Origin of the sequence: Comamonas koreensis (genome assembly GCF_014076495.1) — a bacterium.
Classification (GTDB): domain Bacteria; phylum Pseudomonadota; class Gammaproteobacteria; order Burkholderiales; family Burkholderiaceae_C; genus Comamonas; species Comamonas squillarum.
In genome coordinates, this window is the sequence record NZ_CP043575.1 from 85,566 (window position 1) to 98,427 (window position 12,862).

At 52.6% G+C, this 12,862-nt stretch carries 16 protein-coding genes; 3 read left to right on the forward strand and 13 right to left on the reverse strand.

Annotated features, from left to right (window positions below; genetic code table 11):
* Positions 1 to 34: 34 nt before the first annotated feature.
* The 4 genes from F0Q04_RS00375 to F0Q04_RS00390 form a co-directional block, all read right to left on the reverse strand.
* The gene (locus F0Q04_RS00375) at positions 35 to 1,072 is read right to left on the reverse strand and encodes a hypothetical protein (RefSeq protein ID WP_182343925.1); all 1,038 of its coding nucleotides are present in this window, start codon (positions 1,070 to 1,072) and stop codon (positions 35 to 37) included.
* Between the two features lie 214 nt (positions 1,073 to 1,286).
* Entirely contained in the window at positions 1,287 to 1,736 is a 450-nt protein-coding gene (locus tag F0Q04_RS00380) for a hypothetical protein (protein ID WP_133248234.1), read from the reverse strand.
* 16 nt (positions 1,737 to 1,752) lie between these two features.
* Positions 1,753 to 2,304, reverse strand: a complete 552-nt coding sequence (locus tag F0Q04_RS00385; RefSeq protein ID WP_116927803.1) for a DNA-directed RNA polymerase subunit alpha C-terminal domain-containing protein — start codon at positions 2,302 to 2,304, stop codon at positions 1,753 to 1,755.
* Positions 2,305 to 2,411: 107 nt separating this feature from the next.
* A complete protein-coding gene (locus tag F0Q04_RS00390) occupies positions 2,412 to 2,549 on the reverse strand; it encodes a hypothetical protein (RefSeq protein WP_182343927.1) in 138 nt (45 codons plus the stop codon).
* 349 nt (positions 2,550 to 2,898) lie between these two features.
* On the opposite strand from F0Q04_RS00390, the gene F0Q04_RS00395 reads away from it, so the two are divergent.
* From F0Q04_RS00395 to F0Q04_RS00405, 3 genes are all read left to right on the forward strand, one after another.
* Positions 2,899 to 3,258, forward strand: coding sequence for a helix-turn-helix domain-containing protein (locus F0Q04_RS00395; protein ID WP_116927801.1), 360 nt, complete (start codon positions 2,899 to 2,901; stop codon positions 3,256 to 3,258).
* Positions 3,259 to 3,492: 234 nt separating this feature from the next.
* Positions 3,493 to 3,774 (forward strand): helix-turn-helix domain-containing protein, encoded by a 282-nt coding sequence (locus F0Q04_RS00400; RefSeq protein WP_232539467.1) that lies wholly within the window; start codon positions 3,493 to 3,495, stop codon positions 3,772 to 3,774.
* 87 nt (positions 3,775 to 3,861) lie between these two features.
* The gene (locus F0Q04_RS00405; protein WP_182343929.1) at positions 3,862 to 4,347 is read left to right on the forward strand and encodes an NUDIX hydrolase; all 486 of its coding nucleotides are present in this window, start codon (positions 3,862 to 3,864) and stop codon (positions 4,345 to 4,347) included.
* Positions 4,348 to 4,724: 377 nt separating this feature from the next.
* Here the strand turns inward: F0Q04_RS00405 and F0Q04_RS00410 are convergent, their stop codons facing one another.
* The 9 genes from F0Q04_RS00410 to F0Q04_RS00450 all read right to left on the reverse strand — a co-directional run bounded on the left by F0Q04_RS00410 (position 4,725) and on the right by F0Q04_RS00450 (position 12,848).
* A complete protein-coding gene (locus F0Q04_RS00410) occupies positions 4,725 to 6,230 on the reverse strand; it encodes a hypothetical protein (RefSeq protein WP_182343931.1) in 1,506 nt (501 codons plus the stop codon).
* On the reverse strand, positions 6,227 to 6,973 hold the full coding sequence (locus F0Q04_RS00415) for a hypothetical protein (protein ID WP_182343933.1): 747 nt from the start codon (positions 6,971 to 6,973) through the stop codon (positions 6,227 to 6,229). Before F0Q04_RS00415 ends, F0Q04_RS00410 begins: the two co-directional genes overlap by 4 nt.
* 274 nt (positions 6,974 to 7,247) lie before the next feature.
* Complete coding sequence (locus F0Q04_RS00420; protein ID WP_182343935.1) at positions 7,248 to 8,414, reverse strand: tyrosine-type recombinase/integrase; 1,167 nt, start codon at positions 8,412 to 8,414, stop codon at positions 7,248 to 7,250.
* Between the two features lie 277 nt (positions 8,415 to 8,691).
* Positions 8,692 to 10,053, reverse strand: a complete 1,362-nt coding sequence (locus F0Q04_RS00425; RefSeq protein ID WP_182343937.1) for a DUF3631 domain-containing protein — start codon at positions 10,051 to 10,053, stop codon at positions 8,692 to 8,694.
* 823 nt (positions 10,054 to 10,876) lie between these two features.
* Positions 10,877 to 11,029: a hypothetical protein gene (locus F0Q04_RS00430; RefSeq protein WP_182343939.1), complete on the reverse strand. Its 153-nt coding sequence runs from the start codon at positions 11,027 to 11,029 to the stop codon at positions 10,877 to 10,879.
* An 18-nt stretch (positions 11,030 to 11,047) separates the two neighbouring features.
* Positions 11,048 to 11,224, reverse strand: a complete 177-nt coding sequence (locus F0Q04_RS00435; protein WP_182343941.1) for a hypothetical protein — start codon at positions 11,222 to 11,224, stop codon at positions 11,048 to 11,050.
* Positions 11,221 to 11,670, reverse strand: a complete 450-nt coding sequence (locus F0Q04_RS00440) for a hypothetical protein (RefSeq protein ID WP_182343943.1) — start codon at positions 11,668 to 11,670, stop codon at positions 11,221 to 11,223. The genes F0Q04_RS00435 and F0Q04_RS00440 overlap by 4 nt, the downstream gene beginning before the upstream one ends.
* A gap of 118 nt (positions 11,671 to 11,788) precedes the next feature.
* Positions 11,789 to 12,151 carry a hypothetical protein gene (locus tag F0Q04_RS00445; protein WP_182343945.1) on the reverse strand — a complete coding sequence of 121 codons (363 nt, stop codon included), beginning with the start codon at positions 12,149 to 12,151 and terminating at the stop codon, positions 11,789 to 11,791.
* Between the two features lie 91 nt (positions 12,152 to 12,242).
* On the reverse strand, positions 12,243 to 12,848 hold the full coding sequence (locus tag F0Q04_RS00450; RefSeq protein WP_182343947.1) for a hypothetical protein: 606 nt from the start codon (positions 12,846 to 12,848) through the stop codon (positions 12,243 to 12,245).
* Between the last annotated feature and the right edge of the window lie 14 nt (positions 12,849 to 12,862).

A 12,862-nucleotide genomic window follows, 5' to 3' on the forward strand; every position in this document is an offset into this window, starting at 1 on the left:
CCAACCCGGTGCTGCGCTGTCGCAGCGCGCCAGATCAGGCGCGGTTGCGAGCGGCGCGCAGGCTGGCAAAGCCTGCGACCAAGGCCGACAGCAGCAGCACGCCCCAAGGTGCATTGGCGGGAACCGGTGTTGGGGTGGATGGCGTGCTGGGCGCAGTGAAGGTCACGGTGGACACCTGCGGTGGGTTCAAGCCCGCCGATTCAATGTTGTCAGGCCCATTGGCATAGGCGCCAGCAGTGGCAGATGTGACGTTGACGGACACCGTGCAGGACTCCATCGCATCGGCCAGATTGCCGGTCACATCGATGCTGGTGGCACCGGCTGCTGCCGTCACGACGCCGCTGGGGCAGGTCGTAGCAGTTGCAGGTGTGGGCGCTACCACCAGGCCTGCAGGCAGGTTGTCGGTAAACGACCAGCCGGCCTTGGCGCCCAGCTCCGTCGTATTGGTGACCGTGAAGGTCAGCACGCTCACGCCGCCTACTGGCTGGGTCGCCGGGCTGAACGATTTGTCCAGGGTCGGGCTGACGTCCAGCAACTGGATATTGTCAAAGGCATGGTCATTACCGCCGCCACTGCCATTGGCATTGGTCATGCGGATGCCGACCGAGGCGCTGTTGACCAGTACACCGCCACTGGTATTGGTGCCCACCCGTGCACCTTGCCCCGCCGTCGCGGCGCCAGCAGCGCCCAGCGCTGGCATGTCCTGCAACGTGCCGCCACATCCATTGATCTGACCACCGGCAGCAACTGGGGTGCCGTCATCGAGCAAAGCAAACTGCAACTGCGGCGCGGGGGCCCGGTAGCAGTTGGCGGCAGCCACGTCTATACCCACGGCGATGAAGCGGCTGGGGATCGACAGCGTCAGGGGCGTCGCCGTTTCAAACTCCACATTGCCCGCGCCAGGATTGTTGGAGGTATAGGCCGACACGGCGAAATTGGTCGCGGGTGTCGCCTGGCCCTTGAAGGTGCCAATCGCCTGTGCCAGCTGCTGGGTCACATTCCAGGCCTCCTGGGTGCCACAGCTGGCGGTCTGGCCATCGGCTCCGGCAACCGGCTGGTCTGCCGAGGACATCAGCCCGTTGCAGCCTGTGAGCCAAGACGGGGCTGCCGTATAGGTTTGGCCCGTTACACCCACATAATCCGTCAGAATATCCCCGCTGGTGGCGGGCGAAATATTTTGAAAGTCTTCCGTGAATATTACGGGCGGCGCCTGCGGCACCCCTGGCACCGCATAACCAAATCCGATGCACCTAGCTACGGATAGGACAACATGGACAACCGCCCGATTAGCGGATTTTTCCGTTGCCTGGCGGCACGTAGCGCTGGCCTGGGAAGTAGACCCGTTCAATCTCGCGCAGCGAGCCCTCGCCCAGCGAGCGGATCTTGAGCAGTTCATGCGGGTAGGCCTGGCGCAGTTGCTCGGGGGTGGTGATGTCACCGCGCGCCAGTGCCCGGACAATGGCCACGGGCAGCGAGCCATTGAGGCAAGAGCCGGAGACAAAGGGCAGCTTGGGCCTCGAGTGCATGGGAACATAGGACTGGCCAGGCAAAAAGGCCTTTTCGATCTTGCGCAGCCGCAGCAGACCAATGCCCTTGATCGCGAGCAGCCCCAGCGGGTAGGCCTTGCGCACCGCCTCGACGCTATCGATGCCGTGGTGCACCAGAATCCGTACCAATGGCGCAGGCAGCTTCCCGTCTAGTGAAGTGGAGGGGTGGATCTCTGAACCATTTGCCATATTTATGAAATCATAATCATCTTTGCTTAATTGTGTTACTTATGGTTTTTCTTGATTTCATCGGCTCAAAGCGCTGCCCATCAAAAAACGTGGCCTCCACTTCGCGCAGCGCCTTGATACCAAAGCCCGTTATCTCCACCAGGCGCCGGGGATAGGCGGCGACCAGCTGCTGCACGGTCTTGATGCCATGCCGGCGCAGGGTGATCAATACGCGCCGGGACACCAGGCCTTCGAGTGAGGTGCCATCCAGATCTTCTGTCTCGATCGGTGCCAGCACAGGCACCTCATAGCGCCGCCCCGGAAAAAGCAGCGCCTCGATCTGCCGAAAACGCACGGGCCCCAGGTAGTGGATTTTCAGCAGCTTGGCCGGATACAGTGCGTCGACCTGGGCCAGCGTGGTGATGTCGTGCCTGGCCAGCAGCTTCCATAGATCTGGCGGCAGAAGATCCTGGAGCGGCTTATCAGGCCGGTCAGGCGGTGGGGATGGTGATGTAGTCATCTGTAACCATCGTAGCCCCTTGGCCTTGCAAAATATTACATGGGCGGCTGAAATTAGATTTGTTGACATGTCTTATACACAGAGCAGCATGTCCGCATGCCTTTTTTCCTGCCGCCATCGCTGTGGTTGGTGATGCCCAGTGCCAACAACCGCCTCATTCGGAGGGCGTGGAGGGCTTAGCGCTTACCGCTGCCTTGCGGCGCCCCATGGCGCCTGGCCACCTTGGCAATGTACATCGCCCCCAGAACGCACAGGCTCAGCGCCGGCCAGCCCACCAGGTACAGGCCCCACAGACCTTCCACAAAGAACAGCACGCAAATGCCTATCTGTATCGCGCCCCACCGGCGGCGCACGGGGGCCGCCGCCACGCCGGGAGCAGGCCTTGCCGCGGTGGTGCCGGTCTGTATCGCACCGTCGCTGCCTGCCCTCCCATCGGCGGCTGGGCTATGTCGCTTCTGCGGCCGGACCTGCTGCATGGCGCTGACTTCCTTTCATTGGGTGGTGTGAATGCTCGGATGCCATGGATCCGGGTCTGCATCGCCGCATGGCAGCGCCCGGCGGCCGCACCATATATAGCGAAATTACATTGGATTCCACATATTGCATTCTGGCCCATTCCACACCGGCACACAACCATAACTGTTGGATTTGAACTAGACAGATATGATCAATAAGAAGCTTGCCGAGAAGCCCCTGGCCCAACTGCTGGGCCAGCGCATTGCCCAGCTGCGCAAGTCGCGCCAATGGACGCAGGCGCAACTGGCAGAGCGCCTGCAGGTGGAGCCCGAGACCATCAGCCGCTTTGAACGCGGAGCCTCCGTGCCCTCACTGCATACGCTCGAAAGCCTTGCCTCGGTACTGCGCGTGGGCATCGCCGATCTGCTCGCCCACAGCTCCACCGCCCCCGATGACCAGGCCATGCGGATCAGCGCCTGGCTCTCCGAGCTGGAACCGGCCGACCGCGCCTTTGTGACCGGTATCGTGCAGCAGCTTTGTGAGCGGCTGCGTTCACACAGTGCTTGATCTAGGCGTCTTGTCGACCGCAGGACTGCAGCGTGCTGCCCACGCCCCCGGTTCAACGCAAGGCCGCACTCGTTTGCCATAGATCCATCGCTCACCTTTTGAGCGCCTTTCCCAAGCCATATCCTCCCCACCTCTCCATGTCACGTTTTTCGTGACGACAGCTTACCACAAAGTCACGAGACTCGTGACATGCCTTCCTTACTTACGCCTACCTCGACCGTTCTAGGCCGCCGCATGCGAGCCCGACGCGAAGACTTGGGTTGGTCGCAAGAAAAAGTGGGCGTGTTGATTGGCATCGATGAATCCGCAAGCCGTGCGCGCATCAGCCGCTATGAGCTGGGCACGCATGAGCCCCCCATCAAAACGGCACGTCTGATCGCCGATGCGCTGCAAGTGCCGCTGGCCTATCTGTACTGCGAGGATGATGACTCCGCTCAGCTGCTACTGGCCCTGGGAGCCATGAGCAAAACAAAGCGGGGCAAAGCGCTGGCACATTGGCTGAGTGAGATCGCCTGAATCCTTGAAGCCGAGATGGATAGATGAAGCGAATACCCCGCTTCAGCGTCCACACCTGCACGCCCTAGCCTTTAGCAAGAAACAAGCATGTCTGTCACCCCATGGCGACCACCCCAGCACATCAAAGTCAAAGCCCTTGGCCTGCACTGGCGCAATGGCCAATTGCTGGCGACCGAGGTCATGGATGATGCGGGCCGCCTGACAGGGGTGCGCCCCCTTGGCGGCGGCGTGGAGTTTGGCGAGCGCTGGCAGGCAGCGCTGCAACGCGAGTTCCTGGAAGAGCTGGGCGTGGAAGCGCAAGTCCAGGGACCACCCATCGTGATGGAGAACCTCTACACGCACCACGGGGCGGTAGGCCACGAGGTGCTGTTTATCGCCAATGTCGTGTTTGATGCAGCGCCCTTTGCGCACCTGGACCACATCTGCTTTCACGAAGACAGCGGCACCCTGTGCACAGCGCGCTGGTTTGACCTGGCGGCGCTCGATGCCCCGGGCGGCCCGGCGCTCTACCCGGCAGGGCTCAAGCAAGTGCTGCTTGACCGAGCTGCCGGCACGGCGCCGCCCAGCCGCTGAGCCCGCACCAGACGCAAAAAAGCCCATCACAGAGGATGGGCTTGGGAATGCGTTTGGTGGCCTGGCGCGGAATCGAACCACGGACACGCGGATTTTCAATCCAAAAAAAATCGATGAATTAAAGAACAAAAGCCAAAGATTTTTAAGAATTTTCTTCGCTTTATTTACCGGCAGTCCGAACTTGCTAACGAACCATTCAAAAATCGCGAGCTACCGATCTCATTTTCATCATGTATATCAACCAACTGGGGAGAGGTGCAGCCGATTTTAACCGAACTCCGCCAGCTTCAATCTTCTACGCTTCCGAAATTTTCGCTAGCGGCTGGAATGATAAGCTTAGCCACGATATCTCACAAAAATTCTTGAATATATGCAGGTCACATCCAAATAGCCTGAGACACAACTTCACGAATAGCTTGAATTTTTACCTCCCCAATATAGTCAATATCGTCAAGTTCTTTATCCGTAGCATTAGCAAGCTTCCCTACAGTTGTCATTCCTGCAGCTAGTAGCCGTTGAATGATAGGCTCGGTTAGTCCATAAGGATAAGCGGAAGACCTTCCAAGAACCTGAATATCTTTATCCAGTATTGCCAACCCAGTCTCAACCGGCAGTTCGGGCAACTTTATCGCACTAAATGAAGCTCCAGAAATATGCAATTCCGCAGGATCGGAGGAGGCTTGGAGCCACTCATCAATCATGTCAGATGTTAGACGTCGCGTTGGAGTTTCCTCAAGCAGACTGCATAAGTTGATCGCAAAGATAGGCCCTCTACCTCCGGATTTTAGCGCTCTAGATGCCTCACGTCTTGCGACGAAGCCAAGGTACTCCAAAATTTCAAATATTTTTAGATACGGGCTAACCATCTGCCTATGAATCAGAATACGGTCCTGCGCAATAGCTCGGGTGCTACTTTTAACTGTTTTTGTCGCATGGTCTACAATAACCTCAAAAACTTCTCTAGCAGGATCAATCAACGCCTCATAGATTCCTAACTTCGGCGCCACTTCATCCATCAACGGCCAAAAATAATCGGATGCCATTTCAAGCATACACTCGGTAACCTCGGGAATTCCTATTTTCTCCTTAGAATCAAATCGATTGCACGCCAATATAAATCCACGCAAATTTCCAACTACCGCACGCCCAATAATATTAGCAAATTGTGAAGGTGCTAATCGATCGGAAAAGGTTGTGCGCTCAGACAGTCGCGGATACCTAGCCTTAACTACATCGGGGAAAAATTCAGGTACAGACGCCGTATCGGATCGACCAATATCAATTACAGTAGAATCATTGAAGACATCAAATCGAACGCCAAATTTCGTGACACCGGGATATATTGAAGCCTTGCAAGATGTAAGATTACTCGACAAAGTTCGGTATAAATCAAAAAACACTTCAAGTGGCTTTTCGCGTCCAATGTGCGCTGCATCATCAAACAACAAAACAATTCTCATATTCAATGCTTGCGCAAGAGCTGTCAAGCTAAACTGAAGAGAAACTTGATCAGTTGCATCTGTAAAGTGATACTCCAGCTTCCGTTCGCGAAGCTCTTGCTGGATTGCCTGAGAAAGAAGAACACAAAAATGACCTATGTATTCGCTACCATCAGACTGAAGTAAAGGAAGGTAACGCAAACTTACATAAACTGGAAAAACATTCTCGGAGGCTCGCATCCGTCTAGACGCCTCAATCAATAAAGCACTCTTTCCGCTACCTCGTCCGCCTCTAACCAAAACTGGGCCGTGGGCGCTCAACTTGCGAATGATTACTTCGTCATGCGAAGAAAATTTATGATACTTTTCAAACTGACTTGATGGACATTCTTCAGCTGCGAGGATAAGCCCAGAGTCAAGGTTTATATTTTTATCTGCAATCAAGATAGGCTCCCTTTAATAGACTTATAGCAGTTGACCGCTTGATCAGGGGTGAGTGAGGCGTACGCAGTATGGACAAAATGGGAGACAAGGCCCAAATTCGCTGTAAGCAAAAATGTCTCTCTAATTGAGCTTTTAACAGTTGCCTCATCAAATACTAGGGCGGTTGTAAAGAACTCCCAATGTACACCTTTGGAAAGAGTTGAATACAGCTGAGCACTTTTACCCTTGGTTTCATCGATGAAACGATCTGGGTCTATATTGAGTAGATCAGATAGTAGAGGGTCGTGACCCAAACCAGAAATGTGATCAAGCATTTTGTTTAATGCAGGCTTCCAAAATATATGCTCAAAGTGTTTAGAAAAAAGTGCACGACTTATTTTAGGAAGTTCATGATCAATACTCCATAAAATTTGGGCACCTTTCTCATCAGGCATCACGTCACCTGACCAAGCAAATGCGGACTTCGCACGCTTACCCACCTCATACTGTGGCTGTGCTTGGAACTCGCTTAGATAGAGCATGCGGAATGAGTCGAGTCGTCCCACTAAAGCGGCACAGCCGTTCTCAAGGAGAACACGTGAGCAAAAAGGTCCAAAGCTTAAGGCTTCATCTGTGATTTCTTCATTCAGGAAGTGCGAGGCTTTTACGGAGAATTTTCGAAGCGAACTCGCTAGCTGATCAAGCGCAATTTTCCCAGTCCCTTCAGATTTGTCACCACAAAGGAGAAGTGCAATTTCATTCATTTTCTGTTGCTTTGCAAAACAAACCTAGCGAAGTTGGCAGTACTGGAAGTCGCGGAGCTTGTACACAATAAAATTCTGGTGAGATGGCAAATATCCAGTTTAGCAGCCCCGCCGATAGATCAACGAACATTTCTCACAATACTCTCCTCGCTTTATAGTTTAAAACTATCATTTAGGGTCTCTGCTTAGGCAGCTGACAACCCCGCTAAGACAGATTTCTGCACCGAACCTTTTAGAGTTCCCCTGACCGTCCACAGGAGGTCAGGGAGGATTGTTACCCTGAACAAGGGATGATCATCGAGCCCGCGTTCGATGCATCCTGCAATGTCTTAGCTGATAGATGTGCGTACCGCATTGTCACTTTGGGATCACTGTGCCCAAGGATCTGCTGCACTTCGAACAAGCTGCGTCCATTGGATACCAAAAATGAGGCAAATGAGTGGCGAAGATCATGAATGCGCAGATTCAGTCCGGCTAGCTTTCTAATTCGGTACCATTGATAAGTGAAAGCTGTGTACGGCTTGGCAGTGACTGGAGAGGGAAACAAATAGTCTGATTTTTCTTTACTATCCAGCTGGGCCAAGACCCACAAAGCAGAGTCGTTCAGGGGGATCGAACGGGACTTCTTGGACTTCGATCTTTTTGCTTCGACCTTCCATACTCGACCTTCCTCGCTGACATTTTTCCAGGTGGCCGTTAGTGCTTCATTCAAGCGGGCACCTGTGCTAAGCAGGAACATCAAAATGTGGCAGATCGGTCGGTTGTAGTCTGTTTTCAGGACATGCAGCAGACGCGCAAGCTGCTCGTCATCAAGATAGTTCTCGACTTGGTTATCAACGTTAAACAGCTTGATGCCCTTGAGCGCATTTTTCTCAATGAAGTCCCATTGCAAGGCTAAATTGAGAAACCGGCGCATTAGCTTGATCCCATGGTCCGCAGAAGCTGGGCTGAGCCCTTGAGAGCGCAGGTCAGTGTGGAACTTCTGCACCTCCAGCCGGGAAATGGACTGCAATGGCACATCCTTGAACCTGGGCGCGATGTGAACTCGGTACAGTGACTCATCTCGATTGATAGATCGCTTGTGCTGGGATGCATACGGCAGGTAGTAGTCATGAAAGAACTTGTCCAAGGTCATCAAGCCTGGGGTCTGCTTGATAGCCTCTTCCTCATTCTTCTCTATCTGATGCTCGCTTCGCACCTGAGCTGCCTTTTTCTTGGCCTGCGACAGGGTCAGGTCTTCGATCGTGCCCAGCTTCTTGTAGCAGTTGGTACCCTTTGGATTTTTCAGGCGCAAATACCAAGTTGGAATAGCAGTTTTAGATGTGCGGCACTCAACAAATAGGCCGGGTTCATCGGCCACGCTGTACTCGATCTTCTTCTTGTCTGAGGGGCATATCAGACCAGTAGCCATGAAGGCAGGGGTAAAACTAACGACAGGCATAAGGATCTCCTTTCGAAAATGGACATACATGCGGACACTGAGCCCGCAGTAAGGCGCAGCCATACCTCACCCCTGACAAAGGGGGCTTAATACGACTAGTGCGCCGTAAGGTATAGGGTTTAAAAAGTAGGGGCTTGGAGCAACGCTGCGTGATCCGATGCGAACCCCCACCAATGGCATTCACTGCCATCAAAAACATCAACTTAGTTAAAAAGCGGCGCTTCAGCGCACCGAAGAGGCGACGATAGACTTCTGCCTTTGCCAATGGACTAGATGTTTAAAAGTTTGGGATTGGCGGTTTACCCGTTTGCGGGGTGTTCTGTTTTGTCATCAACTTAGGAATTGCGAAGGGATCTTCGCTCGCAACAATTGAAGGTTTCAATCGCTCGTTGCTTTCGTCGCCGTCTGCAGAAAAGATTTGTTGGTATTCGTTTTCCGGCCGTGCTGGCGGAAACGACGAGGCGATTGGAGTTTCTTCCATCTCGTCTTGAGTGAGTAACACTGGCAGGTAACGCTCGAATGCCTGGAAAAAATGACGCATTTCGTATCCCTTTGGCGTATTGGATGGCCCGACACGTACAGTCTTTGGCTTAATTTCATAAGGTGCAAGGAACTTGGCTAACTGGCGGGCACTCAGTGGCTGTCCGTGGTTGTATCGGCACCAATCCATATCGAGATGATTGTGAAGTAATTCCAGCAGTTGCGCTGAGGCAATATACATTCCTTGATAATCTTGCAGTACTTCGCGTATATCCTCCAAGAGCTGATTAGAAGAGGATTTAGGCGGTTCAGTTTCAGCGGAAATTAACAATGCCGCTGCAGTTGCTTTTTCGCCCCATTCATGCCCCAATAGGTGAGCAATAGTCAATAGAGGCTCCCAGCAGTCTTGCTCTCGATCTCCAAGCTGTTCAGGTAACATAATAGTTGTACTTTCGAACTTCAGTGCGTTATCACGGATAAAGCGCAAGATACCTGATCGCAGATAAGCAACTTCTTCTTTATCCATACTGCGCAATCTTTGTACGGTGTCATCCTTGGTCTTGCGCTTCATTGGCACCTGAATTCCACGGCTCATCGTGGCTGATGGCAAATGCCGTTCCAAAGCTATACCCGCTAGTGCCTTAGGCCCAAAAACTTGGAACGCACAGCATATCTGCTCTCCACTTTTCGCATCAGACTCCATTCTCAAGACATAGCCTCCCTTTTCATATCCATTGTTTATAATCCCTGCCATTTCATCCTTACCTTTCATGAAGGTATCGGCCTCATCGATTAAAAGTGTTGGACGATGCTCATTGATTATCCTAAATAGCGATGCCGTACTAATATTCGCGGTTTCTAGCGGCGCAAAAGCCAATAACTTTATTAGTTTCAACAATTGCGTTTTTCCACACGCTCTTTCTGGAGCATTTATTAGCAGCAACGGAGATCTTTCAAAATACTCGTAACACCACGTATGAAAGATCCACAGTGCCGTGGCGAGAGCTGAGCTATCAGAAAGAAAAGCATATCTTTTTATGAAAGCAATCACTTCAGCTATAAGTTCTCGCGCTTGAAATTCGCCTTCCCGTGGTGCATCAATACCTTTAAATAAAAGATTGACAGTATTTGACTTGTGCTGAAGAATTTTTTTAGACATTGAAATTCCGAATGTTGAATGGTTAAACATGCCGCTTGCGAAAGACGGTTTGCACCTTACACACGGTTGGCCAACCTAATTTGCCTTGTGCAGACAGCAAATCTGAATCAATGATCGCACACATTTTTTTCGACCCGATTTGATGCGAATTCAATATTACTTACAAAATTTAACTCTTCAGAGATTTTTAAATGCCTAAGCCACTTCCAGAAGGAAAAATAAAAAATAAAGCTCATCCCGCTTTCGCTAGTAAAAAATAAAACTTACTAGCTAAAGCGCCTTCAGCAAGTAAAAAATAAACTCTAAGGAAAGAATTTCTTAAGGAAACTACCTATGCATGTTGATATAAAGATCTAAAGACCCCTAAAATACATAGACTTTTTAATTTGACATTCTTGGAGTTATGTGGTTGAACTTTAAGATTTCAGCCACAAGGTTTGCACCTGCAGCATTGCCTGGATTCGCTGTATGCAGACCGCGAATACACGCTCCATTTCTTAAAAAATTAAATATATATAGAGGATGTAAGGTCCAAGTCGCCCCTCATTGGTGAGTTCGCTCACCCGGATCTGCTCGCCACACACAGCCCCCTGTCCTCTTGTTGCCGCAACGTCCGCAACGCCGCAACGTTTCATGAAAGACATGGGATAGATCGTGGCGCTGTTGCGAGCGTTGCGGCACCCCGGGCGAGCCCCACCTCGCTTCCTGCACCCGGCGGAGGAGAGCGGGGGCGCGGCGCGGGCTCACACACCCGTAGCACCCTCGCGTGGTACCCAGGTTGGGCGCAGGCGTAGCGCACGTGGCGGGAGGATGGTCCCCCTACTTACCACCAGCCCGCGCCCGCCTGGGGCACACTATCGGAGCCGGCCAGCGCCGCCACCTCAGACAGGATGACCAGGGGCAGCAAGCGGTCAGGCAGGCCGTCCATATCCAGGGCACGTTGGGCGGCGTCAAAAATGCAGTCTTCGAAGTTCATGAGATTTCCTTTAAGTTATTAGCGCAGGTAGCGGTGCCAGACCGCCAGAGCTACGCCCGCGAGCACAAATACGAGAAGAAGTGGATATATAAAAGTGAGAGCTGCTGCTGCAGCAATAGCCATGGGCCGGGTGACGGTGAACCAGAGTCCCAGCACGAAGACAGTGACCAGGGCAGCGAGCAAGCCGACCGTCAAACAATCTCCTTTGCCCTTTTGCGCCGAGGTCGAGCGTCTTCTGGCTCTTGAATGCGCATCCGGGCTGCGACGACCTGCTCAAATGTGGCTTTGGAATTGTGTTCGTACTGGTTCCGATTGAATGGATTGGCTTGCACCAGTCCCAGATCAGCCAGTGCTGCCAAGATGAAGCCACCCGTGTTGACGGAGCGACCAGGGTGTAGATTGCAAAAACTCTTGGCGGTGAGACCTTGCTTGTCTGCCACCAAGGCTTCGATCTCTGAGGCCAAACTCCAGCCCTTGAACCACAGACCATTTCCTGTATTGCCAACGATGGCCAGATGCAAGGTGTTAGCTACTGCGTCTGTTCCGACCACATAGGTCAGGGTGCTTTTTCCTGACAGAGATGGGCAGTCATGGATGTAGAAGCTTTTGATGGTTGGTATTTCTTCGTCAGTTTCTGTCATTGATGTTCCTTCGTTAGTTGATGAGAGGGAAGCCTTTCAAATAAGGTGGCAAAACCCCCGCGTGCAAAAGAAAACCGCCCGGATGGGCGGCTGTGAGGGGGAAATTTCGTGGCTTGGCTCATAGCACGCCGATCTGAAAAATGCAGTAGTCCTTCAGTTCCTGACTGAGGTCTGGGTGCTTGGGCACATAGATCACGACACCGTATCCATCGTCGCTCAGGACCAGGGTCAGCTCATACCATTCAAGATGACTCTCAGCAGCATCGCAGGGGCGATCCAGCAGCGAGAAGCCCAGCACCCGGTAAACCTGCTCGGGGACGTCACTTGGCTCCAGCACGACGATCTTTACGAGGCCTGACAGATCCGGCATGCCATATCTCGCCAGCTCTTCAACGCGCAAGCCAATCAGGTCGCCCAGCTCAGACCCTTGGCGAGCAGCGCAGGCTCTTTGAAAAGATGCAGTGTTTGCATAAATGTGCATAGAACTCCTTCGAGTAGATAAAAGAAAACCCGCCGAGGATCGCTCCAGGGCGGGTCAATAAAGCGTCAATGACGCCATGCAATTGGTGCTATTAGTGATTGCGGGACTTGAGTGCTGCGATAGCAAACCCGGCCATAGAGACCAGAATCGGAGTGCCCACAAGAACGGCCAGTATGGGGTTCAGCTTGCCTGTGCCCACGATACCCACTCCCTTATCGATCAAAAAGTACGTGAGCATGTTGACCCAGTTGGCTTGGATAGAAATAACATGAAAAGCAAGTAGGCCGACAGCCAGCAGCAGCACCGTCAACCAGATCCATTTAAGTACCATGTAGCTAGGCTTGGGAAGAAAGGCACACCAACCAATTGCCGTCAGGATCAAAATTCCAACCAAAGTGCTTGGCCACAAGATCATCGGCACCAGCACCCAGACACACGCAGAGGCCGCCAGAGTGGTGACGATTCTTGCAAAGTATTCCGCTCTTGGCAGTTGATCGATAGCATGCCAGTAGCCCGTGTTCAGATGGGCTCCGAAAATCTTGAGCAGCAGCCCACACAGAGCTAATGCCAGGCTCAAGATGATGTTGACTAGTCGGTCATGCATCAGGCCCGAGTTGATCACTCTGCTGCCCCTCATACCCTCCACACTGACATCATTTCCTAGCGCCCATGTCAGCATGGCGATGCCGATGAACATGATTGCTGTCGAAA